Annotated in this window: 29 protein-coding genes and 1 pseudogene; 4 read left to right on the top strand and 26 right to left on the bottom strand. The window is 62.9% G+C overall.

The annotated features are described in order from the left end of the window. Positions 1 to 193: 193 nt before the first annotated feature. From ACQKPE_RS14065 to ACQKPE_RS14000, 14 genes are all read right to left on the bottom strand, one after another. Complete coding sequence (locus ACQKPE_RS14065) at positions 194 to 493, bottom strand: phage tail assembly protein (protein ID WP_427666713.1); 300 nt, start codon at positions 491 to 493, stop codon at positions 194 to 196. A 10-nt stretch (positions 494 to 503) separates the two neighbouring features. Next, a complete protein-coding gene (locus tag ACQKPE_RS14060; protein ID WP_427666711.1) occupies positions 504 to 1,013 on the bottom strand; it encodes a phage major tail tube protein in 510 nt (169 codons plus the stop codon). Between the two features lie 13 nt (positions 1,014 to 1,026). Then, positions 1,027 to 2,193, bottom strand: a complete 1,167-nt coding sequence (locus ACQKPE_RS14055) for a phage tail sheath subtilisin-like domain-containing protein (protein ID WP_427666709.1) — start codon at positions 2,191 to 2,193, stop codon at positions 1,027 to 1,029. A gap of 86 nt (positions 2,194 to 2,279) precedes the next feature. Then, complete coding sequence (locus tag ACQKPE_RS14050; RefSeq protein ID WP_427666708.1) at positions 2,280 to 2,705, bottom strand: phage tail assembly chaperone; 426 nt, start codon at positions 2,703 to 2,705, stop codon at positions 2,280 to 2,282. Positions 2,706 to 2,716: 11 nt separating this feature from the next. Then, positions 2,717 to 3,166, bottom strand: a complete 450-nt coding sequence (locus ACQKPE_RS14045; RefSeq protein ID WP_427666706.1) for a gp53-like domain-containing protein — start codon at positions 3,164 to 3,166, stop codon at positions 2,717 to 2,719. Further along, the gene (locus tag ACQKPE_RS14040; RefSeq protein WP_427666704.1) at positions 3,163 to 3,549 is read right to left on the bottom strand and encodes a phage tail assembly chaperone; all 387 of its coding nucleotides are present in this window, start codon (positions 3,547 to 3,549) and stop codon (positions 3,163 to 3,165) included. The genes ACQKPE_RS14045 and ACQKPE_RS14040 overlap by 4 nt, the downstream gene beginning before the upstream one ends. After that, the gene (locus tag ACQKPE_RS14035; protein WP_427666702.1) at positions 3,546 to 6,083 is read right to left on the bottom strand and encodes a phage tail protein; all 2,538 of its coding nucleotides are present in this window, start codon (positions 6,081 to 6,083) and stop codon (positions 3,546 to 3,548) included. Before ACQKPE_RS14035 ends, ACQKPE_RS14040 begins: the two co-directional genes overlap by 4 nt. Beyond that, positions 6,076 to 6,687 carry a phage tail protein I gene (locus ACQKPE_RS14030; RefSeq protein ID WP_427666700.1) on the bottom strand — a complete coding sequence of 204 codons (612 nt, stop codon included), beginning with the start codon at positions 6,685 to 6,687 and terminating at the stop codon, positions 6,076 to 6,078. Before ACQKPE_RS14030 ends, ACQKPE_RS14035 begins: the two co-directional genes overlap by 8 nt. Before the next feature lies 1 nt (position 6,688). Then, on the bottom strand, positions 6,689 to 7,570 hold the full coding sequence (locus tag ACQKPE_RS14025) for a baseplate assembly protein (RefSeq protein ID WP_427666699.1): 882 nt from the start codon (positions 7,568 to 7,570) through the stop codon (positions 6,689 to 6,691). Beyond that, entirely contained in the window at positions 7,567 to 7,893 is a 327-nt protein-coding gene (locus tag ACQKPE_RS14020; RefSeq protein WP_427666697.1) for a GPW/gp25 family protein, read from the bottom strand. Before ACQKPE_RS14020 ends, ACQKPE_RS14025 begins: the two co-directional genes overlap by 4 nt. 80 nt (positions 7,894 to 7,973) lie before the next feature. Beyond that, positions 7,974 to 8,534 carry a phage baseplate assembly protein V gene (locus ACQKPE_RS14015; RefSeq protein ID WP_427666695.1) on the bottom strand — a complete coding sequence of 187 codons (561 nt, stop codon included), beginning with the start codon at positions 8,532 to 8,534 and terminating at the stop codon, positions 7,974 to 7,976. Beyond that, positions 8,531 to 9,028: a hypothetical protein gene (locus ACQKPE_RS14010; protein ID WP_427666693.1), complete on the bottom strand. Its 498-nt coding sequence runs from the start codon at positions 9,026 to 9,028 to the stop codon at positions 8,531 to 8,533. The genes ACQKPE_RS14015 and ACQKPE_RS14010 overlap by 4 nt, the downstream gene beginning before the upstream one ends. A gap of 11 nt (positions 9,029 to 9,039) precedes the next feature. Next, complete coding sequence (locus tag ACQKPE_RS14005) at positions 9,040 to 9,363, bottom strand: phage holin family protein (RefSeq protein WP_427666691.1); 324 nt, start codon at positions 9,361 to 9,363, stop codon at positions 9,040 to 9,042. A gap of 463 nt (positions 9,364 to 9,826) precedes the next feature. After that, on the bottom strand, positions 9,827 to 10,573 hold the full coding sequence (locus ACQKPE_RS14000) for an XRE family transcriptional regulator (RefSeq protein WP_427666689.1): 747 nt from the start codon (positions 10,571 to 10,573) through the stop codon (positions 9,827 to 9,829). A 132-nt stretch (positions 10,574 to 10,705) separates the two neighbouring features. On the opposite strand from ACQKPE_RS14000, the gene mutS reads away from it, so the two are divergent. From mutS to ACQKPE_RS13985, 3 genes are all read left to right on the top strand, one after another. Continuing rightward, on the top strand, positions 10,706 to 13,276 hold the full coding sequence (mutS, locus tag ACQKPE_RS13995) for a DNA mismatch repair protein MutS (protein ID WP_427666687.1): 2,571 nt from the start codon (positions 10,706 to 10,708) through the stop codon (positions 13,274 to 13,276). A gap of 136 nt (positions 13,277 to 13,412) precedes the next feature. After that, positions 13,413 to 13,736 (top strand): ferredoxin FdxA, encoded by a 324-nt coding sequence (gene fdxA / locus ACQKPE_RS13990; RefSeq protein ID WP_004375459.1) that lies wholly within the window; start codon positions 13,413 to 13,415, stop codon positions 13,734 to 13,736. Beyond that, the gene (locus tag ACQKPE_RS13985; protein WP_427666685.1) at positions 13,699 to 14,061 is read left to right on the top strand and encodes a hypothetical protein; all 363 of its coding nucleotides are present in this window, start codon (positions 13,699 to 13,701) and stop codon (positions 14,059 to 14,061) included. The genes fdxA and ACQKPE_RS13985 overlap by 38 nt, the downstream gene beginning before the upstream one ends. Positions 14,062 to 14,217: 156 nt before the next feature. On the opposite strand, the gene rpoS is transcribed toward ACQKPE_RS13985, so the two are convergent. The 8 genes from rpoS to ACQKPE_RS13945 form a co-directional block, all read right to left on the bottom strand. Further along, positions 14,218 to 15,225: an RNA polymerase sigma factor RpoS gene (rpoS, locus tag ACQKPE_RS13980; RefSeq protein WP_275636621.1), complete on the bottom strand. Its 1,008-nt coding sequence runs from the start codon at positions 15,223 to 15,225 to the stop codon at positions 14,218 to 14,220. Between the two features lie 107 nt (positions 15,226 to 15,332). Further along, a complete protein-coding gene (locus tag ACQKPE_RS13975) occupies positions 15,333 to 16,190 on the bottom strand; it encodes a peptidoglycan DD-metalloendopeptidase family protein (protein ID WP_427666751.1) in 858 nt (285 codons plus the stop codon). Between the two features lie 172 nt (positions 16,191 to 16,362). After that, entirely contained in the window at positions 16,363 to 17,001 is a 639-nt protein-coding gene (locus ACQKPE_RS13970; RefSeq protein ID WP_427666749.1) for a protein-L-isoaspartate(D-aspartate) O-methyltransferase, read from the bottom strand. 41 nt (positions 17,002 to 17,042) lie between these two features. Beyond that, complete coding sequence (gene surE / locus ACQKPE_RS13965) at positions 17,043 to 17,792, bottom strand: 5'/3'-nucleotidase SurE (protein WP_427666683.1); 750 nt, start codon at positions 17,790 to 17,792, stop codon at positions 17,043 to 17,045. Next, complete coding sequence (gene truD, locus ACQKPE_RS13960) at positions 17,780 to 18,838, bottom strand: tRNA pseudouridine(13) synthase TruD (protein ID WP_427666682.1); 1,059 nt, start codon at positions 18,836 to 18,838, stop codon at positions 17,780 to 17,782. Before truD ends, surE begins: the two co-directional genes overlap by 13 nt. Beyond that, positions 18,835 to 19,308, bottom strand: coding sequence for a 2-C-methyl-D-erythritol 2,4-cyclodiphosphate synthase (gene ispF, locus ACQKPE_RS13955; RefSeq protein WP_427666680.1), 474 nt, complete (start codon positions 19,306 to 19,308; stop codon positions 18,835 to 18,837). The genes truD and ispF overlap by 4 nt, the downstream gene beginning before the upstream one ends. Positions 19,309 to 19,381: 73 nt before the next feature. Further along, complete coding sequence (gene fghA, locus ACQKPE_RS13950; RefSeq protein ID WP_427666678.1) at positions 19,382 to 20,236, bottom strand: S-formylglutathione hydrolase; 855 nt, start codon at positions 20,234 to 20,236, stop codon at positions 19,382 to 19,384. Between the two features lie 8 nt (positions 20,237 to 20,244). Then, positions 20,245 to 21,357 (bottom strand): S-(hydroxymethyl)glutathione dehydrogenase/class III alcohol dehydrogenase, encoded by a 1,113-nt coding sequence (locus ACQKPE_RS13945; RefSeq protein WP_427666677.1) that lies wholly within the window; start codon positions 21,355 to 21,357, stop codon positions 20,245 to 20,247. A gap of 107 nt (positions 21,358 to 21,464) precedes the next feature. On the opposite strand from ACQKPE_RS13945, the gene ACQKPE_RS13940 reads away from it, so the two are divergent. After that, a complete protein-coding gene (locus ACQKPE_RS13940; RefSeq protein WP_427666675.1) occupies positions 21,465 to 22,361 on the top strand; it encodes a LysR substrate-binding domain-containing protein in 897 nt (298 codons plus the stop codon). 57 nt (positions 22,362 to 22,418) lie between these two features. Here ACQKPE_RS13940 and ispD read toward each other — a convergent pair whose 3' ends face one another. The 4 genes and pseudogenes from ispD to ACQKPE_RS13920 all read right to left on the bottom strand — a co-directional run. Next, the gene (gene ispD / locus ACQKPE_RS13935) at positions 22,419 to 23,126 is read right to left on the bottom strand and encodes a 2-C-methyl-D-erythritol 4-phosphate cytidylyltransferase (RefSeq protein ID WP_427666673.1); all 708 of its coding nucleotides are present in this window, start codon (positions 23,124 to 23,126) and stop codon (positions 22,419 to 22,421) included. Further along, positions 23,123 to 23,404: a cell division protein FtsB gene (gene ftsB / locus ACQKPE_RS13930; RefSeq protein ID WP_375098197.1), complete on the bottom strand. Its 282-nt coding sequence runs from the start codon at positions 23,402 to 23,404 to the stop codon at positions 23,123 to 23,125. Before ftsB ends, ispD begins: the two co-directional genes overlap by 4 nt. A gap of 159 nt (positions 23,405 to 23,563) precedes the next feature. Next, a pseudogene (eno, locus tag ACQKPE_RS13925) lies at positions 23,564 to 24,700 on the bottom strand (phosphopyruvate hydratase); the annotation flags it as partial. A gap of 58 nt (positions 24,701 to 24,758) precedes the next feature. Beyond that, a partial coding sequence (locus tag ACQKPE_RS13920; RefSeq protein ID WP_427666671.1) for an Hsp70 family protein occupies positions 24,759 to 25,278 on the bottom strand: 520 nt, incomplete at its 5' end.

Here is a 25,278-nt window from a genome sequence, read left to right as displayed (position 1 = left end):
CCCAGTGGGTTTGGAGGCCAGTTGACGGCGGCACCGGTAGCCGGTGCCAACGCTGGCTTATTCGCCATTGATTCCTCCTTGTTTCTACGCAAGCCACCAGAGCATGTCGCTGTACGACATGCCCATGATTTCGCTCGCGGAAAAATTCAGCTCCTTGGCTAGCCGCCGGGCGGCGGCGTGCTGTCGGGCTGGGTCAAAGTTCGTCGTCCTGCACCAGGCGAAAGTAGCCCGCTTGCAGGCGGCTGTAGTCCTTCAGCGCCAGCCCTTCGAGGTCCTTCACGCCCACTTCGGCCAGGGAGGCGAAGAGGTTCAGCTCGCGCTGCTCGTCGTCACCACCGCCGGTCTGGGCATTGCGGATATCCCGTACGGTGGGGCTGCGCAGCGACAGGCTGTCGACCTGCACGCCGTTGGCTTCGCTTGGGCGCGACAGGCGCACGGTGATACGGTCGGCCTCCACGGCCAGCCACTTGGGTTGCTGCTTGGCTTGAGCCATGGTCGCCCCCTTACAAGCCGAGCGCAGCGCGCTGAGCGGCCAGTTGGTCGACGCCATCGATCACCCGCTTCATGCCCAGGGCATCGATCTCGTAGACCTCGCGGCCATCGACTTCCAGCTTGTAGTAGGTGAGCGCGACGCTGTGCTTGACCTCGGCCTTGTCGCCGGATTTCCAGTCGCCCATGTCGACTTCCTTCAGGCTGCCGCGCAGGGTGACGATGACCGGGGTGATCTTGCCTTTCAGGCCCTTGAAGGCGCCGCGGAAGGTGCCGTTGAAGGCGCTGCCGTCGGCCAGGCCGAAGAACTTCAGGGCCTCGCGGCGCACGCCGGTGGTGGTGAAGGCGGCTTCCTGTTTCTCCATGCCTTGGTCGATTTCGACCGGCATGTCCATGCCGCCGGGGCGGTGCTCTTCCATTTTCAGGGTGAGCTTGGGCAGGGTCAGGCTGGGTACATCGCCCTGGAAGCTCACACCGTCGACGAACAGGTTCAGGTTGGCCAGGGTTTCGGGAATCATTGCCATGTAAATGCGCTCCTTAGGCGGCGGAATCGAGGACTTCGGTCAGCCACTGGTTGGTGACTTCGACGCGGAAGTTGGGGTTTTCGGCAGGCGGCACGTCGGTGAAGCGGATGTTCCAGTACACCTTGCCCTGCTCGAGCTGGCTGGCGGTGTTCAGTTCCGGGTCGGCGAACACCTCGAAGTTGATGACTGCGCCCTGGTTCTTCAGGTCGCGCATGAAGGCTTGCAGGCCTTCGGTGACGTCCTTGACGTAGGTGGCAGTGATAGCGCGGTCGACGGCCCACTTGTGGCCGTAGAGGATCGCGTCCATGACGATGTCCATGGTGCGCACGCGGGTGACGAAGGCCCATTTCGGGTCGCTCGACAGGGTACGGTTGCCCCACAGGCGGAAGCCGTCGTCGCGGATGATGGTGGCGATGTTGGCGTTGTTCAGCAGGTTGGCGCGGCAGGTTTCATCGCCATCGAGGAACTCGACCGGGCGGCCGGTGCCGGTGATGCCGACGAACTCTTTGTTCGACGGCGAGGCCCAGAAGCCGTACTCGCGGTCGGTGTAGGCGAACAGGCCAGCGACCCAGGCCGAGCCTGGGGCATCGACGGTGTCGGCTTCATCGGTGTCGAAGTAGCGCACACCCGGATCGACCAGGAAGGCACGTTTGGCGCCGAAGTTCTCGGCGTAGGCGATAGCTGCTTCGTCGGTGGTGTTAGGGCCGTCGATGATGGCGATGCCACGCAGCTTGTCGGCCAGCGCCACCAGCGCGGTGCCGACTGCCTGGGTGGCGCTGTGCTTGGGAGCGACCAGCAGGCGTGGCTGGGCGTTGAAGCGGCTCTTGCCGTCGAGCAGCGCTTGCAGGCCGGTGCGCTTGCCGTCGGCCAGCACGCTGCCGATGATCGCGGCGGCTTGCTCGGAGGCCTGTTCGACCTTGGCCACGCCGCAAGCGACGATGACCGCACGGGCACGGGTGAAGACGGCGCGACAAGCCTTGGTGATCGCGGCGTCGGCGCCGAAGGCGGCTACTGCCTCGCGTTCGCTGGTGATCAGCACCAGGTCATTGGCCTTGGCCGAGACCTCGGCGCCGGGGGTGAAGGTATCGACCAGGCCGATGATCGAGGAAGACGGCAGCGCGATGGTGCGCGCGCCGGTGTCGACGTTGGTTACGGTAACGCCGTGAAAGAATCCAGCCATGAATTTCTCCAGAGATGAAAAGGCCCCGCAGGGTTGCGGGGCCTAGGTGTACAGCGGGAAAGAAAACGCCCCGGCGGTGCGGGGCGTTATTGGTTGTGTTCGGTGATCCACTCCGGCGCTGTGGGGCGCTGGGTGGGGTCGGGGAAGGTCTCGGACTGGGGCCAGTCGCGTAGGGCTTGTAGGTAGGCCAGGAGTTCGGCGAAGAGCTCGGGGTTGAGGGTGGTTGGGGTACCTGCGTCCAGCTGGTCGCGATGGCGGTCACGGAGCCAAGTTACGGACCGTAACTCACCATCACGCCATGATCGCTCCAGCACAGCCAGGTCAGGCGCAGGTGCATCAATCAACAAAGGCTGCCCAGCATTGTCGTGCGCGCGGATTTTCCCCTCAGGCGGGCTTGCGATCACCCTCCAATAGGTATCCTCATCGATCTTTACAACGTCTGCTGGCATGTTCGATCCATGAACGGAGGAAAGATAAGAACAGCAGGTGGAAGGACTATAGAAACGCTGCATCATCTCCTCCTTTAATGTCCAAGTGCGAACCAAACGCCAGCGAACGTGCCGATGGAGCCGTCGAGCACCCATTGGTTTTCGATCTGGAACGAGGTCTTGCTAAAGTTCGCCACACCGTATGACTGGCAGTGATCCACCATAGTCGTATTGGCTTTGTAGTTGGCCAAAGCGATCAAGCACGAACTGGGAAACTCTATTGGGAAACTCACCGTCAATCGGCGGTCGCTGGCCACCGCAGCAGAGGTCCCCCACTGCAACACAAGCCCTCCCAGCCAAGTCGGCAGTATTAAGTAGCCATTTGTAGCGAAGCTCGATGTGAATCCCATACGAAGCCGTCGCAGGCTGAACCATTTCCGGCCCTGCGCGGCGCCCGCAGTAATCTCAGCCTCGTTGATTTCGCCCTCCAGAACAAAGTCCTGAACGGCCTTGTCGTTAATTGCTAAGCTATCTGCACGACTCATTGATCAGCCCTCATCTGCTCAAGAAACTCCGGCTGCACGGGCCGCGACGACTTGTTGGGAAAAGCTTCGGACTGAGGCCAGTCACGCAGCAACTGCATGAATACCAACAGTTCACTGAACTTCTCGGCAGTCAGGGTCGTGGCCACGCCGATCTCCAACTGATCACGATGGCGGTCCCGAATCCAGCACAACGCCGCTAACTCTGCATCACGCCATTGGCGTTCAGCGACTGCAGGCAGAACGGAGCTTTTCATGATGCTGTTTATGTAATGTTCGACTTCTACATCGGTCATGGGCACCAAGCCTGCCGCAATAAAGTGAGCAGGTGCGTCGGTTTCATATGCGTGAACTTCGCCGTTCACTGGGTTGTGGAAATACTTCATGTACGGAGCTCCGACCAGACGAAGTTTGTAGGGGATGAAGGAGTGACCGAATAAGTGGCCCCGGCAGGCACTACAAATGCTGCGTGGAAGGCATTTACTACTATCGTCACACCACCGCACGTGGCTGAAATTGCACCGGTCTGAATAGACGCTTGAACCTGAATCGAGCGGCCGGTCGTGTTGGTGTAGATAGTCCCAAAGACTCGGTTTGCCGTTACGTTCTGCCAAGCCTGGCCATCACCCAAACTCCGCTGGCGTTGCTCGAACGATGAAACCTGCAGTGCCAGGGCACTGACATCTATGTTTCCTTGGTTGACCGGTGCATTCCAGGCCTTGATGCACCACATTACGGCCAGGTTGCGCGGACGCATGATACCGCTCGCAGATTCCGCCCCAGCAGGGAGCTGAGTGATAGCACCGGCATTGACGCCGGCCAGAGAAGTCCCCGCGTAAAGGTCGATATTCACCGCGTCATAGCCAGTACGTGTAAGAGAACTGCTCACGTCAGCTAGATTGGATACAACACCTTGCACTGCGGGAGCCCCGATATCGATAGCAGCAATGCTACCTTTCTGCCAGGAGCCCATGACCCGACCAACATCAATATTGCGTCCATGGTCCCAGCCTCGCAGGAACTCACCACGAGTATCAGGCAACCGGAAGAAGCCCGCAGCTTCATCACCCTTGTTGTAGGTGGTCCCCAGGTAGGCCGCCAGGTCAGGATAGGTAGCAATGCTTTGCACGCTGCCGTCGAGTTCCAGATAGCCTGGTGGTGGAGTGGTCTTGGGGAACGGTACGACAGCACCGACGGGCATTGAGGCGCGCAAGTTGGAGAGTTCTGCAACCAGCGCTGCGATGTCGATCTGCCCTTGGTTGACCGGCGCATTCCAAGCTTTGATACACCACATGACTGCGATATTGCGTGGCCTGGTTTCAGCTGCAGTACGCGCGCCTTTAGATACATCAAGACGCACCACATCACTCGGTGCCGATGCATTACTGTCACGGGTGATCGTGTTACCCCCCGTTGACGTCCCAAATTCAGCTGTAAACACCCCCGCACCGCCGCCGAGCACGCCTAGCGCAGCAGAGGAACCGCCACGTAAACCAATAATGCCGGTGAAGTTCTGGAGTGCATCCAACTGGCCGCTTCCCGCAGCTCGCCCAACGTCGATCCCACGACCATGATCCCAGCCACGTAGGAATTCTCCCCGCGTATCCGGCAACCTGAAGAACCCGGAAGGCTCGTCACCTTTATTGAAAGTCGACCCTAGGTACGCCGCCAAATCCGGATAAACCGCCGCACTCTGCGCACTTCCATCCACCTCCAGGAACCCAGCCGGCACCGTCCCTTTCGGAAACGGCAACATGGTCCCCACTGGCAACGCAGACGCGGTCTTTAGCAGCGCGTCAGTTTCCGCCTTGGTATAGCCGTTGCTCACCTGGAACACGCTGAACGTCAGAATCTCGATCGACTCACCCAGCGCACACGGCGTCCCCAGTGTGATCTTCTGCCCATCGGCCACGTAGTCGGTGACCTCACGGCCGTTACGAATAACGATGGTGCTACCCACACTGTGCGGCACGGTAAACACCGTCTGCCCCACCGAAGCCTCGAACGAGAATCGCTCGAACGCCTTGCCGCCGCCCACGCCTCCGCCGAGCTGGAAATAGGTGCCATCGAAGTTCAAGTCATACAGCCCGCCTACGCGAATATCGCCGCTGACCAGGTCCTCCAGGCCATTGCCGCCCGCCTTCTTCACTGCCACCGCAGCCAGCCCGTTGATACGAGCAGTCACCGCGCCGGTATTGCCAGCCGTGGCCTTGAACTGGAAGCGCTGCCCTGCCGTATAGGCCGCCAGTGCAGCTTCGCTGTTCTTCAGGGTCAGCACCAAGGCATTGGCCGTACCTGCCGCATCGCCGAGCCAAGCCAGCAGCCCGGCATCTTTGGCCACGTCGGCACGGCGCAGGTACTGCGGATGCGGGTTCACGGCATCGGTGTGCGCCTTGAGCTGGTTGCGTGCATACAGCTCGGCCGCCTCGCGGGCCTTGTCGACATAGTCGCGGGTGGCGAGCACGATGCTGGGGTCGATCTTCAGCGTGACGTTGGCGACATTGCCGAACACCACGTGCATGCGAATGGTCTGGGTACGTCCCGAGCCTTGCGCCAGCAGAGGCTTGTAGCTAGGTGCAGGCTTGGCCACGGCGATGAAGTTGCCGTTGCCGTCTTCCAGCGCCAGTTCGCGAATCCACCAGCCGCCGATTTCCGGCGGCAGCACCAGTTCGGCCACCAACACCGCAGGGTCGGCTGGCGAGGGATAGATCGCGTTGAGCTGGGCGCGGTAGACCTGGCGCACCAGCGCGGTCTGGGCCGGGTTTGGCGTGGGGTCTGGGGTTTGCGAGGGTTCGCCGCCGGCATCGCCGATCAGCATGTGGGTGATGTTCCAGGGCAGGCCCAGCGCGGCGTTGTTGGCCTGCTGGGCGATGCCGATATTGGTCAGGAACCCACCGAATTGAGTGGTTGAGTTAACCATTGAGGTAGATGTCCAGTATGTCCAGGGTGTGGTCGTTCACCAGGTTGAATGCGCCCAGGTGCACGTCGATGTCCGACGCTTCCCAGGGGTACACCTCCAGCAGGTCGCCATCGTTCAAGGCGACCGCCTGGTAGGCGGGAATGCGGGTTTCCAGGCTGATGTCCAGCCCGATCAGGTGGCGGCTGACGGGCTTGGCGTCGTCGATCAGGCGGGTCAGTTCCTGGTAGGTCTGCTCGTCGATGCCGTTGTCCTCCACCCCCACTTTCAGGGCGAAGGTGCCCGGCACCCCGGCAGGCGAGGCCCGCCACCACTCGATCACCTCGATCAGGTAGCCGAACGGCTCGACCACCCGCCTGAGGGCGCCGAGGGTGCCTTTGTGGGCGTGGACGAAGAACGCCGAGCGGATCACCGAGCGCTTGATGGCGTCGCTCCAGTTGTCGTCCCAGCGGTCTACCGACCAGGCCCAGGCAAGTTGGTAGAGCAAGTGGGGCGGGCAGGTGTCGGGGTTGTAGAGGCCGCGCAGGGAGACCTTCAGGTCCTCGTCGGCGGCCACTTCCAGGGCCCGCTCCAGGGGCGTGCGGTTCAGTGGCAGGAGGCTTTGCATGTCACTCCCCCCGCGTGATGTCGACGCCTAGGCACCAGGCCGCCTGGGCCTTGGTCGGGCGGATGTCGACCCAGTCGAGCAGCTCGACCCGGCTGACACCGTCGATGTGCAGTTGCGCATCGATGCCCGAGCGCGCCACCTCCACGCCCAGGCGTCGCCAAGGGTTGACCCAGGCGCGCAGGCGGCGCTCGCACTCGGCGCGGATGGCCTCGTACTCCGGGCCATTGCCGGCCATGTGCAGCACCGCCTCGATGCGGTATGGCAGCACCTCGGCGCTGCGCACGCTGACCCGGTCTGCGACCGGGCGGACGTCCTCGTCGTTGAGGTAGGCGGCCACTTCATCCAGTAATGCCTGGCTGGCAACGCCGTCATTCTCCAGGCTCAGCACCGTGACATCGACCACCGCCGGCGACGGGCTTTCGGCGGTCGCGTCGGCGACCTGCCCCGAAGCGTTGCGGGCATGGAGGATGTAGCTGTTGCGCGGGCCGGCGGTGGTCAGGCCTTCGTAGACCAGTTGCACACGCTCGCGCAGGGCATCGTCGGCTTCGAGGATGGCCTCGGTCGGCGGGAAGGTGGTCGGGTCTGCAGGCTGGATCACCAGGCGTTGCAGGGCGACGTTGGCTGCCAACTGGTCGAGGTCGCGGCCTTCGGCATAGGCCAGCAGCAGCGCCTTGGCCGCATCGTTGATGCGCGCGCGGTTCAGCAGCTTGCGATAGGCGCCGACCTCCAGCAGCTTGGTGACCGGGTCGCTTTCCAATGCTGCATCCCAGGCATCGCCGAGGTGGGCGCGGAAGGTGGCCAGGTCGGCCTGGTAGAGGGTTTCGAAGTCGAGGTCTTCGAGCAGTGCTGGAGCGGGCAGTTTCGACAGGTCGACCTGGCTCATGCGCTCACCTCCAGTACCGCGTCGTCGCCCAGGTAGCGGCCGCTCAATTGCAGGTTGACCTGGCCGTCGAGCACGGCCACGACCTTGACCCGTTCGAGTTCCAGGCGTGGTTCCCAGCGCCCCAGAGCACGGGCGACTTCGGCTTGTACTGCACTTTTCCAGCCTTCGTTGACGGGCAGGTCGACGTAGCGGCGCAGTTGGCTGCCGTAGTCGGGGCGCATGCGTCGGCTGCCCAGCGGTGTGGTGAGGATGTCCTCGATGGATTGGCGCAGGTGGGCGATGCCGGCCAGGGGCTGGCCGGTGCGGCGGTCCATGCCGATCATGGCGAACCTCCTGGGGCGGCCCGTGGCCGCGGATGGGTATGCATAGTGTTCTCCTTGGGTGAAATGCCCGTGGGGAGGGATCAGTGCTTGTGGTTGGCGGTGTTGCCAGCGGTATCGATGATTCGCCCGCCGCCGTTGATGTCGCCGCTGACCGTCAATGGGCCGTCGACGCTGACATCGCCCGCCAGCGTGATGCTGGCGGCGTCGAGGTGGATGGCGCCGTCGCTGAGCGTGACGGTGCTGGCGCCGACCTTGATGCTGGCGGTGCCGCTGGGCAGGTGGATGTCGTAACGCCGCGCCTGCCAGTCGTAGACCAGCGAACCGCCGTCGTCGAAACGCCATGCTTCCACATGGTCGCGGTTGTCCGGCGAGCTTCCGGCGTTGCCATACAGCCCGGCGATGAAGGTGCCCTGGGCCGGCTCGCCGCTGGGGCTGACCAGTACGCCCTGCTCGCCCAGGCTCGGTGCCCGCCAGTGCCGCGCCTTACCCGCAGCCTGGGCATGCCAGCGGACCCAGGCGCTGGTCCAGCCTGCGCCATCGGAAACCCGTATGCGTGCGGCCGCCAAGTCGATGGCTACGACCTGGCAGGGAATGACCAGGCAGGCCAGCATGCGGTCGTGCATGGCGGTGGCATAGCTCATGCGAGGTCCTCCGGGGCGATGTACTTGCCTTCGTTGCCGACGCCGGTATCGGGGCTGAAGCCCAGCATCAGGCTGCCCGGCGGTTGGTCGGGCCAGTGCCATTGGGCTTCGCCGAGCAGCACCGGTTGCTCCCAGCGAACTTTCCAGTGCTCGCCGGACAGGTAGGCCCGCACATTGCGGCTCGCCTCGACGAACTCCAGGCCCCACAGCTGTTGGCGCAACAGGTCCACCAGTTGCGCGGCCAGCAGGCTGCCTTGCAGGCGAGCCTCGGGGTTGGCGGTATCGGGGGTGATATCCGCCTCGAAGGTGGTGAACAGCACCGAGCGCCCGTCACGCGGTGCGGCATCAGCAGTCATGCGCACGATGCCGTGGCGCAGCGCCGGTAGCGCGGTATCGTTTCCTACATCTGCATATGCATCGACTGACGCAAGTTCAGGCATCGCCTCACGAATCGTTGCAGTCAAGGCTGCATGTAGCGTGGCCAATTCACTCATGTCCATACCTCCTATCGTTCATCGCGCAGCCCCAGGCGGCGTGCGGCCCAGCGCTCGTAGAGGCCGATGGTCACGTCGGCACCGGCCATCGCCGTCAGGCAGCCAAAGGCGCTGGCAGTCCAGATCGACAGGCCGCTGGCGTACAGCAGCATGACGGTCGAAACCCCACACACCATGCAGGCCCCGGAGCGCAGCGCCAGGCGCCGCAATAGCGACCAGCCCCTGGCCCCAGCCTTGTCGGCCCGCCACATCTCGCCCGCCAGACCGCCCAGCAATGCCAGGACGATCACCAGCCAGAGCGGCATTTCCAGCAACGCTTGTTGCTCGTTCGTCACTGTCGTGTCTCCCGTGTAAAGCCCGCCAGCCAGTGCCGGCGGGGTGTTGTCATTGAATTCGGCATTCCAAAGGGCCCGCTGCGCAGGCCCTTCAGTAATGCGCTTGGGTAACCGCCGGCCACGACTGGTGACGCCGTGCGGTTGCGCTTCAAATTGGTGACTCCGACCGCGGCCGCCTGCCCGCCGGATAACTGTTCGTGGTGCTTTACGCTGCACACCCGGGCCAGTTGCCAACCCTCTGGACAGTCAAGGCCTGTCCATCGCTGCCTGTGTAACAACCGGTTGCTGTCCGGCTTGAGACACAGTCTATGCATTGACGCATATGCAGTCAATGCATTTTTTCATATTTCAATGCGTGAATTTTTGCCGAAATGCATGGAAGGCTTATCCGGTGCGGCTTGTAGGAGGTTTCTTCAGACGAAAAAAAACCCGCCGAGGCGGGTTTTTCTAGCGGATGGGAGACTCAGCGGGCGTACATCCCCCACCAGAACACATGGCCGAGCAGGCTGATCTGTTCCTCTTGCATCTGCTGGAAGCTGTAGTCTTCATCCGGGTGCTCGTCGCGGTTGAAGCTACGCAGGCGAATACCGGTGGGCAGCCGGTAAACCTGCTTCACCCGCAGTTGACCGTTGTGGTTGATGGCGTAGAGATCGCCATCGATGATGTCGCCAATGCCGCATTTGCCGGTGTTCACCCCGACCGTGGCGCCATCGCGCAGTACCGGCAACATGCTGTTGCCGCGCACTGTCACGCACTTGGCATGATCGAACTGCACCCCGTTATGGCGCAGGCTGCGCTTGCCGAAACGCAGGCTCGCACGCTCACTTTCCTCGATGACGAATCTTCCTGATCCTGCTGCCAATTCGACCTCTCGAAGAAAAGGGACAGACACCTCGTCGTCCTCGACGGGTGTTTCGTCGTCCCACAGGCTGATGTCGTCGAGATCGGCATGAACCCGCGCGGGCTTTAGCACTTCCCGGGGTTCACCCAGGTCGGCACGGCCACGCAGCTGGTCGGTGCTCAGGCCGAAATACTCGGCGATCTTCGAAACGTGTTTATCCGAAGGGTCGACGATTTTCTCGCTGAGGATCCGCGACAGGGTGGATTGCGGTACGCCCGTGCGCCGGTGCAGCTCCGTCGGGGACAGGCCGTGGCGGTCGAGCAGTTCTCTGAGTACGGAGGCTACGTTGCGTTTTTGCATAGCACGCATAATGCAGGCTACTTGCACTGAATGCAATTGGTTATGCATCGCGAGCGGGTGCCAGGGCCCCGCCGCCGGAAAAATCCCTGTATCATCGGCGGTTTCGCAAAAGCCACCAGACCAACCGCTGTAAGGCCTCGAATGTCCGATCTCTCCGCACACACCCCGATGATGCAGCAGTACTGGAAGCTGAAGAACCAGCACCCAGACCAGCTGATGTTCTACCGCATGGGCGACTTCTACGAGATCTTCTACGAAGATGCGAAGAAAGCCGCGAAACTGCTGGACATCACCCTGACCGCGCGCGGTCAGTCGGCGGGCCAGTCGATCCCCATGTGCGGCATTCCATTCCATTCGTTGGAGGGCTACCTGGCCAAGCTGGTCAAGCTTGGCGAGTCGGTGGTGATCTGCGAACAGATCGGCGACCCGGCCACCAGCAAGGGGCCGGTGGAGCGCCAGGTGGTGCGGATCATCACGCCGGGCACGGTGAGCGACGAGGCGCTGCTCGATGAGCGTCGCGACAACCTGATCGCCGCCCTTCTGGGCGACGAGCGTCTGTTCGGCCTGGCCGTGCTGGACATCACCAGCGGCAACTTCAGCGTGCAGGAGATCAAGGGCTGGGAAAACCTGCTCGCAGAACTCGAGCGCATCAACCCGGTGGAGCTGCTGATCCCCGATGACTGGCCCCAGGGCCTGCCAGCGGAGAAACGCCCTGGTGCGCGGCGCCGGGCGCCGTGGGACTTCGATCGCGACTCGGCGCGCAAGAGCCTGTGCCAGCAGTTCGCGACCCAGGACCTCAAGGGCTTTGGCTGCGACAAGCTAACCCTGGCAATCGGCGCCGCCGGCTGCCTGCTGACCTACGCCAAGGAAACCCAGCGCACCAGCCTGCCGCACCTGCGTAGCCTGCGCCATGAGCGCATGGATGACACCGTGATTCTCGATGGCGCCAGCCGTCGCAACCTGGAACTGGACATCAACCTGGCCGGTGGTCGCGACAACACCTTGCAATCGGTGATCGACCGCTGCCAGACCGCCATGGCCAGCCGCCTGCTGACCCGCTGGCTGAACCGCCCGCTGCGGGACCTGAAGGTGTTGCAAGCACGCCAGGACTCGATCCGCTGCCTGCTCGACGGCTACCGTTTCGAGAAGCTGCAACCGCAACTCAAGGAAATCGGCGATATCGAGCGCATCCTCGCGCGTATCGGCCTGCGTAACGCCCGCCCCCGCGACCTGGCACGCCTGCGCGATGCCCTCGGCGCGCTGCCCGAATTGCAGAACGCCATGGCCGAACTGGAGGCGCCGCACCTGGCGCGCCTGGCAGCCATCGCCGGTACCTATCCGGAACTGGCCAGCCTGCTGGAACGGGCGATCATCGATAACCCGCCTGCGGTGATCCGCGACGGCGGCGTGCTCAAGACCGGTTACGACAGCGAGCTGGACGAGTTGCTGGCGATGAGCGAGAACGCCGGGCAGTTCCTGATCGACCTGGAAGCCCGCGAGAAGGCCCGCACCGGCCTGGCCAACCTCAAGGTCGGCTACAACCGTGTGCATGGCTACTTTATCGAGCTGCCGACCAAACAGGCCGAACAGGCACCAGCCGACTACATCCGCCGCCAGACCCTCAAGGGCGCCGAGCGCTTCATCACCCCCGAGCTCAAGGCCTTCGAAGACAAGGCGCTGTCGGCCAAGAGCCGCGCCCTGGCGCGCGAGAAAATGCTCTACGACGCGCTGCTGGAAACTCTGATCGGCCATTTGGCGCCGCTGCAAGATAGCGCCGCGGCGCTGGCCGAACTGGACGTGCTGAGCAACCTGGCCGAACGCGCGCTGAACCTCGATTTGAACTGCCCAAGCTTTGTCGACGAACCCTGCCTGCGCATCGACCAGGGTCGTCACCCAGTGGTTGAGCAGGTACTGACCACGCCGTTCGTGGCCAACGACCTGGCGCTGGATAACGCCACGCGCATGCTGATCATCACCGGCCCGAACATGGGCGGTAAATCCACCTATATGCGCCAGACTGCGCTGATCGTGCTAATGGCGCATATCGGCAGCTTCGTCCCGGCAGCGCGTTGTGAGCTGTCGCTGGTCGACCGCATCTTCACCCGCATCGGCTCCAGCGACGACCTTGCCGGCGGGCGCTCGACCTTCATGGTCGAGATGAGCGAAACCGCCAATATTCTGCACAACGCCACCGACCGCAGCCTGGTGCTGATGGACGAGGTTGGCCGTGGCACCAGCACCTTCGATGGTCTGTCGCTGGCCTGGGCCGCCGCTGAACGCCTGGCCCAGTTGCGCGCCTATACACTGTTCGCCACGCACTACTTCGAGCTGACCGTGCTGCCAGAAAGCGAGCCGTTGGTGGCCAACGTGCACTTGAACGCTACCGAGCACAACGAGCGCATCGTTTTCCTGCACCATGTGCTGCCTGGCCCGGCCAGCCAGAGCTACGGGCTGGCGGTGGCACAACTGGCGGGGGTGCCTGGGCAGGTGATCCAGCGTGCGCGCGAGCACCTCGGCCGCCTGGAAACTGCTAGCCTGCCCCATGAGTTGCCTGTCACCAAGGGCAAAGGCGAACCCCAGCTTCCACACCAAAGCGACCTGTTCGCCAGCCTACCGCATCCAGCCATCGAGAAGCTGGGCAAGCTGGACCTGGACGACATGACGCCGCGCCAAGCTATCGAAATGCTATATCAACTGAAAAACCTGTTATAACGGCCGACCGCGCAAGCTGGTAGAATCCGGCGCGGTTCGCGGCACCGCAGGCTCTTAGCCTGGTCTGCGGCACATCGTGAACCGCGCTGCCCTGAGAGGAAGGGCACGCTGCCGTCGCCTGAGGAGAGAATTAGAAATGACCTTCGTCGTCACCGACAACTGCATCAAATGCAAGTACACCGACTGCGTGGAAGTCTGTCCGGTGGACTGCTTCTACGAAGGCCCGAACTTCCTGGTTATTCACCCAGACGAGTGCATCGACTGCGCCCTGTGCGAGCCAGAATGCCCGGCCCAAGCCATTTTCTCGGAAGACGAAGTGCCTGCCGGCATGGAGAACTTCATCGAACTGAACGCGGAACTCGCAGAGATCTGGCCGAACATCACCGAGCGCAAAGACGCTCTGCCTGACGCCGAAGAATGGGATGGCAAGACTGGAAAGATCGCCGACCTGGAACGCTGATCGCCAGCGCCCGGAAACGCAAAAGGCCCTTGAAGGGCCTTTTTTGTTTTCTGCAGGCGAAAAAAAGGGGCGGTTTGACCCGCCCACATTTTTTTCCGTAGTCCCTGCTTGTCCCAAACATCATCCTGATGAATCGCATCGTGCGATGTCCTTGGCGATCATCCTTGAACGCCTGTGCCAGTCCGTCGGCACAGTTCGAATACTAGCGATTCCAGCGGCGACGGCAACCGGGAGACATCTCAAGATGCTACGGTGGAAATATTTCCACAAATTCAAAAAATACTTAAAAATCAATCAGATAAGAAAACACCACCTTCAAAAGTGACAATGATTTACTACCCCCTACAGCAATGACTTACACAACGCGTAAGCAATGACTTACACGCGAAGCAACTGCGGTGGTGCTGTAAACATTTACCGCAGATACAAAAACGCCCCGAGGTTATCGGGGCGCCTTGTGCAGAGGGGCTTGGCTAGCCAGTTACTGGAACAGCGACTCGCTGGACAGGCCATTCTTCTCTAGGATCTCGCGCAGACGCTTGAGGCCCTCTACCTGGATCTGCCGTACCCGCTCCCGAGTCAGGCCGATTTCCAGCCCTACATCTTCCAAGGTGCTGCTTTCATGGCCACGCAGGCCAAAGCGGCGGATAACCACCTCACGCTGCTTGTCGGTCAGCTCGCCCAGCCACTGGTCGATACTCTGCGACAGGTCATCATCCTGCAGCAACTCGCAAGGGTCGGTGGGGCGGTCGTCGGTCAGCGTATCGAGCAGGGTCTTGTCGGAATCCGGGCCCAGCGAAACGTCCACCGAAGACACCCGCTCGTTGAGGCCGAGCATACGCTTGACCTCGGCCACCGGTTTTTCCAGCAGGCCGGCGATTTCTTCCGGGGAGGGTTCGTGGTCGAGCTTCTGGGTCAGTTCCCGCGCGGCACGCAGGTAGACGTTGAGCTCCTTGACGACATGGATCGGCAGGCGAATGGTGCGGGTCTGGTTCATGATCGCCCGCTCGATGGTCTGGCGGATCCACCACGTCGCATAGGTAGAGAAGCGGAACCCACGTTCAGGGTCGAATTTCTCTACCGCACGAATCAGCCCCAGGTTGCCCTCCTCGATCAGGTCGAGTAGCGACAGCCCACGGTTGACGTAACGGCGTGCGATTTTCACGACCAGGCGCAGGTTGCTTTCGATCATGCGCTTGCGACCAGCAGGGTCGCCCTTCTGCGACAGGCGCGCGAAGTGCACTTCCTCTTCTGGCGAAAGCAGTGGCGAGAAGCCGATCTCGTTGAGGTACAGCTGGGTGGCGTCGAGCGCACGGCTGTAATCGATGTATTTGTGTTGCTTGAGTGACGAGCCTTGCTTGGCCCTGGTCCGAACAGACGGTACAGCAGGTTCGTCTGACACCACATCCGTTTCCAAAACGATGCCCGTCTCCATCAGGAGGAGGTCATCGTCGATGTCAAACTCCGGCACTTCTTTACTGAGAGCCATTGTTATAGTCCTTTGCTGAGTTCGAACTCAGACTCTAGCGGCACCTGTTTCCCTGGCAGCGCTAAAGCCTGTCCCCTCTACATCCAAGGAACAGGCTGGGTGCAACATCAACGGCGAGGCAGGAACTGGAGAGGATCGACGGGTTTGCCCTGGCGGCGAATCTCGAAATGCAGCTTCACCCGATCAGTGCCCGTAGACCCCATTTCTGCGATCGTCTGCCCTGCCTTGACCTGCTGCCCCTCCCGAACCATAAGCCTACGGTTGTGACCGTAGGCGCTGACGTAGGTATCGCTGTGCTTGATGATGACCAGCTCGCCGTAGCCCCGCAAGCCACTCCCGGCGTAAACCACCGCACCATCAGACGCAGCAAAAACAGGCTGTCCCAAATCTCCGGCGATATCAATGCCTTTATTCAAACTACCGTTTGAAGCGAATTTTCCAATCAGCACGCCATTGGCCGGCCAGGTCCAACCGCCTGCCGAGCGCTCGGCCGCGGGTACCTGGGCGACCACCGGCGGCGGGGTGGCGGGAGGTGGCGTGGTGGGGTTGCCCGTGCTGGCGGGCGGGGCGGTGGTGGCAACCGGACGCCGGGTGACAGTGGTGCGACTGGATGAGGACGGACTGGAGGACACCACCGTGGTACTGCCTGCGGCGCCGCTGCTGAAGCGGATGGGTTGCCCGGGGCGAATGGTGTAAGGCGCGGGAATATTGTTGCGCGCAGCCAGCTCCTTGTAGTCCCAGCCATAGCGGAACGCGATGGAGAACAGGGTATCGCCAGGCTTGACGATGTATTGCCCCGAGGTCACGGCCGCGCGCTTGGGGACCGTGTTGTTGCGGTCGACCACCCGCGCACCGCTCGAGCCGGTGCTGGAGCAGCCCGCCAGCAAGGTCCCCATGGCCAGCGCAATCGCCAGAAGCTTGAAGCCCGATAGATCCTTGCGCTGTCGACTGACTGTGTGACCCACCCGCGCTCCCCTCATGGTGCAGAAATCAAATGTGACGAATTGCAATAATGTTTCAATTATAACCGAGCGCAAACTTGGCTGCCCGGTCAAGCACCAACCGATAGCGGCACTCCGCCAGATAGACAGGCGCGTGCCCAAAGAATTCGTCGCCGCCACAAATATTCCAAGGCCTTCAGGCCAGTGGGCCATTGAGCAGCGGCACGAAACGCACGGCCCCGAGGACGCGCCTGGAGAAGCCATGTTCCTCGCGCACGATGAGCATCAACTGCTGCGCCTCCCCCGCCGCACCCACGGGAATCACCAGGCGCCCACCGGGGGCGAGCTGGTCCAGCAGCGCCTGCGGCACCTCCGGTGCAACCGCCGTGACGATGATCGCGTTGTAGGGCGCCAGCGCCGGCCAGCCTTCGCAACCATCACCCCAGCGAAACACCACGTTGCGCAGGTTCAGCTCGACCAGGCGTTCCTTGGCCCGGTCCTGCAGGACCTTGATGCGCTCGACCGAGAACACCCGCTCGACCAACTGGGCAAGAATCGCAGTCTGGTAACCGGAACCGGTGCCGATCTCCAGGACCTTGTCCAGCGGGCCGGCCTCGAGCAACAGCTCGCTCATGTGCGCGACCATGAACGGCTGGGAGATGGTCTGGTTGTGCCCAATGGGCAGGGCGGTGTCTTCATAGGCCCGGTGAGCCAGGGCCTCGTCGACGAACAGATGACGCGGCGTGCGGCGAATGGCCTCGAGCACCTTGGCGTTCGATACGCCCTCTTCGTACAGGCGTTGGATCAAGCGCTCCCGGGTACGCTGGGAGGTCATGCCAATACCGCCGCGCCGTTGCAGATCGTCCTTTTCACGCATCAGAGCACGCCCTCCAGCCAGCCGTCGAAGCGTTCGAAGGCATCGTTGAAGGTGCGGTCAAGCTGCAAGGGCGTGATCGACACGTAGCCTTGCACCACGGCATGGAAATCGGTACCCGGCCCACCGTCCTCGGCATCACCGACCACGGCGATCCAGTAACCTTCCTTGCCGCGCGGATTGACCACCTTGGTGGGCGCTGCGGCCCGGGCGCGGTGCCCCAGGCGGGTGAGGCGGATGCCCCGGATGTGCTCCAGCGGCAGGTTGGGGATGTTGACGTTCAGGACGGTACGCGGCGGCAGCTCCAGACGTGCCTGCGCCTCCACAAGGCGACGGGCGATGTGCGCGGCGGCCGGCAGGTTGTCGGGCTGACGCGAAATCAATGAGAACGCCAGCGACGTGCCGCCCAGGAAACGGCCTTCCAGTGCAGCAGCGACCGTGCCGGAATAGAGCACGTCATCCCCCAGGTTGGCACCGAGGTTGATGCCTGAGACCACCATGTCTGGGGTTTGCGGCAACAGGCCATTGATGCCCAGGTGCACGCAATCGGTCGGCGTACCGTTGAGACTGATGAAGCCATTGGCCAACACGTGCGGCGTCAATGGCCGGTCCAGCGTTAGGGAACTGCTGGCACCGCTCTTGTCTTGGTCCGGGGCAATCACCGCGCACTCGGCATAGTCAGCCAGCGCTGCGTGCAGCGCGGCGAGGCCGGGTGCGGTAACACCATCGTCATTGGAAATCAGAATACGCATGGGCTGTCCGTCTGCCCTGCCGGCACCAGATCGACAAGCTCGCGCACCACCACGGTGGCGAAGCATCCGGCCGGAAGGACGAATTCCAGTTGCAGAATATCAGGCTCGGGATAATGCCATGTCAGGCGCCCAATAGGGAGCCGCAAGATGCGTCGTTCGTGACTCATGCCCGCCTTGGCCAGCCACTTGCACAGTGCCGGCTGGCCTTCAGCCACTGCTGTTTCCAGCGCGGCAGTGGCGCCAGCGCTGGGCGTGACGCCCTCACCCCACAGTGGACCGGTGGGGTGCAAGTCCAGAATAGCCAGGCGAGGATCCGAACATTCCGGTTCGCCAGCCGGAAAAAAGCTACGACTATCCGTGAATGCCAACAGGTCACCGACCTGTGCCTGGTTCCAACTGCCTTCGCTAACCCGCGCGGCCAGGATCTGGTTGAACAGGTAGCTGCGCCCGGCCGACAACAAGCGTGAGCGTACATTGCGCTGCTCAGGCAGTGCTTCGCGGGCGGCCCAGTCCAGCGCATCGTGGACGTTGCCACCGGCGTGGCCAAAACGCTGGGCACCGAAGTAGTTGGGCACACCCGAAACCTTGAGCTGCTCGAGGCGCGCATCCAGCGCCTGGTGGTCAGCCGCCAGGCCGGTCAGGCGCAGGGTGAAGCCATTGGCCGAGTGGGCACCACGTTGCAGCTTGCGCTGGTGGCGCAGCTGCTTGAGCACCCGCAGGCTGGCATCCTCGGCGCGAGCAAGGTCGGGGTCGGCCTTGCCGGGCAGGTGCAAGCTGAACCACTGGCGGGTCAGGGCCTGACGGTCCTTGAGCCCGGCATAGCTGATCGCCCGCACCGGCACACCTGCGGCACGCGCCAGGCGGCGGGCGGCTTCCTCGGTGTTCAGGTCACGTTTTTCCACCCACAGCCACAGGTGTTCGCCCTGGCCGGACAGCGGAATGTCCAGCACTTCGTCGACCTGGAAGTCTTCGGCGACGGCCTTGAGTATTGCAGTGCCCAAGGCAGGCCCATTTGCGCGGGGGCCTAGCAGTTCGAGTTCGGTCATGCGGGCAGCAACAGGGCGACCGCATGCACGGCGATCCCCTCCTCGCGCCCGGTGAAGCCCAACTTCTCTTCGGTGGTGGCCTTGACGTTGACCTGGTCGAGCTCGACGTGCAGGTCTGCGGCGATGTACTGGCGCATGGTTTCGATGTGCGGTGCCATTTTCGGCGCCTGGGCGACGATAGTGGCGTCGACGTTGCCGACCTTCCAGCCCTTGGCCTGGACCGCGCCCAGCACGTGACGCAGCAGCACGCGGCTGTCGGCACCCTTGAATTGCGGGTCGGTGTCGGGGAAATGCTTGCCGATGTCACCCAGCGCTGCGGCGCCAAGCAGCGCATCGCTGACGGCATGCAGCAGCACGTCGCCGTCGGAATGGGCCAGCAGGCCGTACTTGTGAGGGATGCGAACCCCTCCCAGGGTAATGAAATCACCGTCGCAGAAACGGTGAACATCGTAGCCGTGGCCAATACGCATAGAAAAACGCCCTGATGAAGTCAGGGCGTGATTCTACCTGCTTTGCCGGGGCTTGGGCGCCTTTTGGGGCCGCCTACACCCGCCCCAGCGCCACCGCATGGTGACGCAGGTGCTCATCGATGAAGCTGGCGATGAAGTAGTAGCTGTGGTCATAGCCTGGCTGTAGGCGCAGGTTCAGCGCATGGCCGCCCTTGCGCGCGGCTTGCTCCAGGGTTTCGGGCTTGAGTTGCTTCTCGAGGAAATCGTCGCGATCGCCTTGGTCCACCAGCAAGGGCGGGCACTGGCCGGCAGGCGTTGCTGCCAGCAGCACGCTGGCATCCCACTCGCGCCAGGTCGCCCGGTCATCTCCCAGGTAGCGGGAGAAAGCCTTCTCGCCCCAAGGGCAATCCATAGGGTTGCTGATAGGCGAGAATGCCGACACCGAACGATAGCGCCCCGGGTTGCGCAAGGCGCATACCAGTGCACCGTGGCCACCCATGGAGTGACCGCTGATGCTACGCAGCTCGCTGGCCGGGAAATGTGCCTCGATCAACGCAGGCAACTCCTCGACCACATAGTCATGCATGCGGTAGTGCTGCGACCAAGGCTGCTGGGTGGCGTTGAGGTAGAAACCGGCGCCGAGGCCGAAATCCCACGCGCCGTCCGGGTCGCCCGGCACCTGCTCGCCACGCGGGCTGGTGTCGGGGGCGACGATGATCAGGCCCAGTTCGGCGGCCAGGCGCTGGGCGCCGGCCTTCTGCATGAAGTTCTCGTCGGTGCAGGTCAGCCCGCTGAGCCAGTACAGCACCGGCAGCTTCTCACCCTGCTCGGCCTGCGGCGGCAGGTAGACGGCAAACACCATGTCGCAGCCCAGCACCTTGGAATGATGCCGGTAACGCTTGTGCCAGCCGCCGAAGCTCTTCTGGCAGGAGATGTTTTCCAGACTCATGGCTGACCTCAGAAGTGGATCACACTGCGGATGCTCTTGCCTTCGTGCATCAGGTCGAAGGCTTTGTTGATGTCTTCCAGGCCCATGGTGTGGGTGATGAAGGTATCCAGCGGGATCTCGCCCTTTTCCGACATTTCCACGTAGCTCGGCAGCTCACTGCGGCCACGTACACCGCCGAACGCCGAACCGCGCCAGACGCGACCTGTCACCAGTTGGAACGGGCGGGTAGCGATTTCCTGGCCGGCACCGGCCACGCCGATGATCACCGACTCGCCCCAACCCTTGTGGCAGCACTCCAGCGCGGCGCGCATCAGTTGCACATTGCCGATGCACTCGAAGGAGAAGTCGACGCCGCCGTCGGTGAGGTCGACGATCACTTCCTGGATCGGGCGATCGTAGTCCTTCGGGTTGATGCAGTCGGTGGCGCCCAGTTGGCGGGCGATCTCGAACTTGGCTGGGTTGATGTCGATGGCAATGATGCGCGAGGCCTTGGCCTTCACCGCACCGATCACCGCCGACAGGCCGATGCCGCCCAGGCCGAAGATGGCAACGGTGTCGCCTGGCTTGACTTTGGCGGTGTTGAGCACCGCGCCAATGCCGGTGGTGACGCCGCAACCTAGCAGGCAGGCCTTCTCCAGCGGTGCTTCCTTTTGGATCTTGGCCACGGAGATTTCCGGCAGCACGGTGTATTCGGAAAAGGTCGAGGTGCCCATGTAGTGGAACAGCTGCTGGCCTTTGTAGGAGAAGCGCGTGGTGCCATCAGGCATCAGGCCCTTGCCCTGGGTGGCACGGATGGCCTGGCACAGGTTGGTCTTGCCCGAACGGCAGAATTTGCACTGCCCGCATTCCGGGGTGTACAGCGGGATCACGTGGTCGCCGACGGCTACCGAGGTCACGCCCTCGCCCACCGCCTCGACGATCGCCCCGCCCTCGTGACCGAGGATGGACGGGAAGATGCCCTCCGGGTCAGCGCCGGACAAGGTGTAGGCATCGGTGTGGCAGACACCGCTGGCAACGACGCGCAGCAGTACTTCGCCAGCCTTGGGCATGGCCACATCGACTTCGACGATTTCCAGGGGTTTCTTGGCCTCGAAGGCTACGGCAGCGCGGGACTTGATCATCAAAGGTCTCCAGACAGAGTGTCGATTCAGTCTTGCAGTGTAATTCAAGCTCTTTTGATGAATAATCCGAGCCAGGACAAAACATTATTGCCACACAGGGATAATCAATGAGCAGCCGGTGGGAAGGCATCGATGAGTTCGTGGCCGTGGCCGAGGCGGGCCAGTTCACCGCCGCCGCCGAACGCCTGGGGGTTTCCTCCTCGCACATCAGCCGCCAGATCGCCCGCCTGGAAGAACGCCTGCAAACCCGCCTGCTGTATCGCAGCACCCGGCGGGTGACGCTGAGCGAGGCCGGGCAGACCTTCCTGCAACACTGCCAGCGCCTGCAGGATGGCCGCGAGGAAGCGCTGCGCGCCATGGGTGACCTGGCCAGCGAGCCCAAGGGTTTGCTGCGCATGACCTGCGCGGTGGCTTATGGCGAGCGCTTCATCGTGCCGCTGGTAACGCGCTTCATGGGCTTGTACCCCCAGTTGCGGGTAGAGGTGGAACTGACCAACCGCACCCTCGACCTGCTGCACGAAGGCATGGACCTGGCGATTCGCCTGGGCCGCCTGCAGGACTCCCGGCTGGTGGCCGCACGCCTGGCACCGCGGCGCATGTACCTGTGTGCATCGCCCGGCTATCTGGAGCGCTATGGACGGCCCCATAGCCTGTCGGAGCTGGCGCGGCACAATTGCCTGGTCGGCAGTTCCGACCTCTGGGCGTTGCAGCAAGATGGGCGGGAGATCAGCCAGCGGGTACAGGGCAACTGGCGCTGCAACAGCGGGCAGGCGGTGCTGGATGCGGCGTTACAGGGAATAGGGTTGTGCCAGCTGCCGGACTACTACGTCCTGGAGCACTTGCGCAGTGGGGCATTGGTGTCGTTGCTGGAGGGTCATCAGCCGCCGAATACCGCGGTGTGGGCGCTGTATCCGCAACAGCGGCATTTGTCGCCGAAGGTGCGTAGGTTGGTGGACTATCTGAAGGACGGGTTGGCGCAGTTGCCGGAGTATCGGGCCATGTGATGAGTCGGCTTCTTGGCGGGTAAACCCGCGAAGAGGCCAGCAGCAGCGACGCGATCGTTAGCGTCGCGTGGCCCAACGCTGACGCAACCACTCCAAGTCCTCCGGCCGGGTGACCTTGATGTTGTCGCTGCGCCCTTCGATCAGGCGCGGTGCGTGCCCCGCCCACTCGATCGCCGAAGACTCATCGGTCACGGCCACGTCGGCCACCAGACACTCGGCCAATGCCCGGTGCAGCAGCCCCAGGCGGAACATTTGAGGGGTGTAGGCCTGCCACACGGTGCTGCGGTCGACCGTGGCGCTTACGCGGCCCTGGGCATCGGCACGCTTGAGCGTGTCACGCGCCGGCACTGCCAGCAGCCCGCCCACCGGGTCGTCGGCCAGTTCGCCCAACAGCTTGTCCAGGTCACTGCGCGCCAGGTTCGGCCGAGCGGCATCGTGCACCAGCACCCAGTCGCTGTCCGCAGCGCCCTGGGCGTGCAACAGCAACAGCGCATTAAGCACCGAATCGGCCCGCTCGCGTCCCCCGGCAGCGCGCTGGATGCGCGAATCGCTGGCGCAACGCAGGCCAGGCCAGTAAGGGTCGTCGGCGGCAATGCTGACCACCACGCCCTTGAGCGTCGGGTGGCCAAGGAAACAGTCGAGGCTGTGCTCGAGAATTGTCCGCCCAGCCAGCTCCAAATACTGCTTGGGGCGGTCGGCGGCCATGCGGGCGCCAATGCCCGCGGCGGGAACAACGGCCCAGAAGGCCGGCAAGGGTTGGGTCATTTCTGCGGCAACTGGTAGAGGGTTTCACCCTCCTTGACCATCCCCAGTTCGTGGCGAGCCCGCTCTTCAACGGTCTCCATGCCCTTCTTCAACTCCAGGACCTCGGCATCGAGCACGCGGTTACGCTCCAGCAGGCGCTCGTTTTCGGCGTGCTGGTCGGCGATCTGCTGCTTGAGCTCGGCCACATGCGCCAGGCTGCCATTACCGACCCACAGGCGGTATTGCAGGCCACCGAGCAGCAGGAGCAGGACGAGAAACAACCAATAGGGACTGCGCATCAAGATATCCAGGGGTTGAAAAACCGCGACACACGGGCCTCGGATAGCACGAAGCCTGGCCAAGGCCAGGCTTCGTCGACAGAAACCCGCAGCAAGCGCCTGAACCCTTAGAGGAAGGCTTCAGGCTGCCTCGGCTGCTGTCTTTTTACCATCTCTTGCTCAGCCGCGAAACTCGGCACGGCCACGGTAGACCGCCTTGGCACCCAGTTGCTCTTCGATACGCAGCAGCTGGTTGTACTTCGAGACGCGGTCGGAACGGCACAGCGAGCCGGTCTTGATCTGGCCAGCAGCGGTACCGACGGCCAGGTCGGCGATGGTCGAGTCCTCGGTTTCACCGGAGCGGTGCGAGATGACAGCGGTGTAGCCAGCGGCCTTGGCCATCTGGATAGCTTCCAGGGTTTCGGTCAGCGAGCCGATCTGGTTGAACTTGATCAGGATCGAGTTACCGATGCCCTTCTCGATGCCTTCCTTGAGGATCTTGGTGTTGGTGACGAACAGGTCGTCGCCGACCAGTTGCACCTTCGCGCCGATCTTGTCGGTGAGGATCTTCCAGCCAGCCCAGTCGGACTCGTCCAGGCCGTCTTCGATCGAGATGATCGGGAAGCGCTCGGTCAGGCCTTTGAGGTAGTCAGCGAAACCTTCGGCGTCGAACGACTTGCCTTCGCCGGACAGGTTGTACTTGCCGTCTTCATAGAATTCGGACGCTGCGCAGTCCAGGGCCAGGGTCACGTCGGTGCCCAGCTTGTAGCCGGCTTTCTCGACGGCTTCGGCGATGGCCGCCAGGGCGTCTTCGTTGGAAGCCAGGTTCGGGGCGAAGCCACCTTCGTCACCCACGGCGGTGTTCAGGCCACGAGCCTTCAGCACGGCCTTGAGGTGGTGGAAGATCTCGGTGCCCATGCGCAGGCCGTCGGAGAAGGTCTTGGCGCCAACTGGCTGAACCATGAACTCCTGGATATCGACGTTGTTGTCGGCGTGCTCGCCGCCGTTGATGATGTTCATCATCGGAACCGGCATGGAGTACTGGCCCGGGGTGCCATTGAGGTTGGCGATGTGCGCGTACAGCGGCAGGTCCTGGTCTTGGGCAGCAGCCTTGGCGGCAGCCAGGGAGACAGCCAGGATGGCGTTGGCGCCCAGCTTGGCCTTGTTCTCGGTACCGTCCAGTTCGATCATGGCGCGGTCCAGGGCTTTCTGGTCGGAAGGATCCTTGCCCAGCAGCAGGTCGCGGATCGGGCCATTGATGTTGGCCACGGCCTTCAGCACGCCCTTGCCCAGGTAGCGGCTCTTGTCGCCATCATTGAAACCGCTGCGATGTGATTGAAGGCGAGGCCCGCGTGTGCGGGCCTCGCCTTCAGGGTTACAGCACGCCGTAACGCTTGCGTGCCTCGATCGCCAGGCCGCTGCCGATGCTGCCGAAGATATTGCCTTCCACATGCCGGGCGTTGGGCAGCATGGCCGCCACGCTGTTACGCAGCGCAGGGATGCCACTGGAGCCGCCGGTGAAGAACACCGTGTCCACCTGGCTTTCGTTCACGCCAGCCTTGGCCAGCAACTCGGTAACGCTGCCACGCACCCGCTCCAGCAGGCTGCCGATGGCGTCCTCGAACGTCGCGCGGGTCAACTCCACCGAGAGCGCCGGTTCGATACGGCCCAGGTCGATGGGGCGGCTGTCGCGTTCGGTGAGGTCGATCTTGCTGGCTTCCACTTCCATCGCCAGCCAGTGCCCGGCGCGCTGTTCGATCAGGTTGAACAGGCGGTCGATACCCAGCGTGTCCTCGATGTCGTAGCGCATGCTGCCCAGGGCCAGTTGCGACTTCTGCGAATACAGGCTGTTGATGGTGTGCCAGGTGGCGAGGTTCAGGTGGTAGCTGGTGGGC

The sequence above is a fragment of the Pseudomonas sp. NPDC089554 genome (genome assembly GCF_050280645.1).
GTDB lineage: Bacteria > Pseudomonadota > Gammaproteobacteria > Pseudomonadales > Pseudomonadaceae > Aquipseudomonas.
This window is presented reverse-complemented; position numbering and strand designations above follow the sequence as displayed.

Bases quoted from the DNA above. Each gene is read 5' to 3' on its own strand.
- ACQKPE_RS14035 (WP_427666702.1), bottom strand. From the start codon at position 6,083: ATGGTTAACTCAACCACTCAATTCGGTGGGTTCCTGACCAATATCGGC.
- ACQKPE_RS13970 (WP_427666749.1), bottom strand. From the start codon at position 17,001: ATGACCTCCCAGCGTACCCGGGAGCGCTTGATCCAACGCCTGTACGAA.
- ACQKPE_RS14025 (WP_427666699.1), bottom strand. From the start codon at position 7,570: ATGAGCCAGGTCGACCTGTCGAAACTGCCCGCTCCAGCACTGCTCGAA.
- ACQKPE_RS14015 (WP_427666695.1), bottom strand. From the start codon at position 8,534: ATGAGCTATGCCACCGCCATGCACGACCGCATGCTGGCCTGCCTGGTC.
- ACQKPE_RS14050 (WP_427666708.1), bottom strand. From the start codon at position 2,705: ATGCAGCGTTTCTATAGTCCTTCCACCTGCTGTTCTTATCTTTCCTCC.
- fdxA (WP_004375459.1), top strand. From the start codon at position 13,413: ATGACCTTCGTCGTCACCGACAACTGCATCAAATGCAAGTACACCGAC.
- ispD (WP_427666673.1), bottom strand. From the start codon at position 23,126: ATGACCCAACCCTTGCCGGCCTTCTGGGCCGTTGTTCCCGCCGCGGGC.
- ACQKPE_RS13945 (WP_427666677.1), bottom strand. From the start codon at position 21,357: ATGATCAAGTCCCGCGCTGCCGTAGCCTTCGAGGCCAAGAAACCCCTG.
- ACQKPE_RS14000 (WP_427666689.1), bottom strand. From the start codon at position 10,573: ATGCGTGCTATGCAAAAACGCAACGTAGCCTCCGTACTCAGAGAACTG.
- ACQKPE_RS14065 (WP_427666713.1), bottom strand. From the start codon at position 493: ATGGCTCAAGCCAAGCAGCAACCCAAGTGGCTGGCCGTGGAGGCCGAC.
- ACQKPE_RS13940 (WP_427666675.1), top strand. From the start codon at position 21,465: ATGAGCAGCCGGTGGGAAGGCATCGATGAGTTCGTGGCCGTGGCCGAG.
- ACQKPE_RS14060 (WP_427666711.1), bottom strand. From the start codon at position 1,013: ATGGCAATGATTCCCGAAACCCTGGCCAACCTGAACCTGTTCGTCGAC.
- rpoS (WP_275636621.1), bottom strand. From the start codon at position 15,225: ATGGCTCTCAGTAAAGAAGTGCCGGAGTTTGACATCGACGATGACCTC.
- ACQKPE_RS14020 (WP_427666697.1), bottom strand. From the start codon at position 7,893: ATGATCGGCATGGACCGCCGCACCGGCCAGCCCCTGGCCGGCATCGCC.
- ACQKPE_RS14040 (WP_427666704.1), bottom strand. From the start codon at position 3,549: ATGAAGTATTTCCACAACCCAGTGAACGGCGAAGTTCACGCATATGAA.
- ACQKPE_RS14010 (WP_427666693.1), bottom strand. From the start codon at position 9,028: ATGAGTGAATTGGCCACGCTACATGCAGCCTTGACTGCAACGATTCGT.
- ACQKPE_RS13985 (WP_427666685.1), top strand. From the start codon at position 13,699: ATGGCAAGACTGGAAAGATCGCCGACCTGGAACGCTGATCGCCAGCGC.
- surE (WP_427666683.1), bottom strand. From the start codon at position 17,792: ATGCGTATTCTGATTTCCAATGACGATGGTGTTACCGCACCCGGCCTC.
- ACQKPE_RS14045 (WP_427666706.1), bottom strand. From the start codon at position 3,166: ATGAGTCGTGCAGATAGCTTAGCAATTAACGACAAGGCCGTTCAGGAC.
- truD (WP_427666682.1), bottom strand. From the start codon at position 18,838: ATGACCGAACTCGAACTGCTAGGCCCCCGCGCAAATGGGCCTGCCTTG.
- fghA (WP_427666678.1), bottom strand. From the start codon at position 20,236: ATGAGTCTGGAAAACATCTCCTGCCAGAAGAGCTTCGGCGGCTGGCAC.
- ftsB (WP_375098197.1), bottom strand. From the start codon at position 23,404: ATGCGCAGTCCCTATTGGTTGTTTCTCGTCCTGCTCCTGCTGCTCGGT.
- ispF (WP_427666680.1), bottom strand. From the start codon at position 19,308: ATGCGTATTGGCCACGGCTACGATGTTCACCGTTTCTGCGACGGTGAT.
- ACQKPE_RS14030 (WP_427666700.1), bottom strand. From the start codon at position 6,687: ATGCAAAGCCTCCTGCCACTGAACCGCACGCCCCTGGAGCGGGCCCTG.
- ACQKPE_RS14055 (WP_427666709.1), bottom strand. From the start codon at position 2,193: ATGGCTGGATTCTTTCACGGCGTTACCGTAACCAACGTCGACACCGGC.
- mutS (WP_427666687.1), top strand. From the start codon at position 10,706: ATGTCCGATCTCTCCGCACACACCCCGATGATGCAGCAGTACTGGAAG.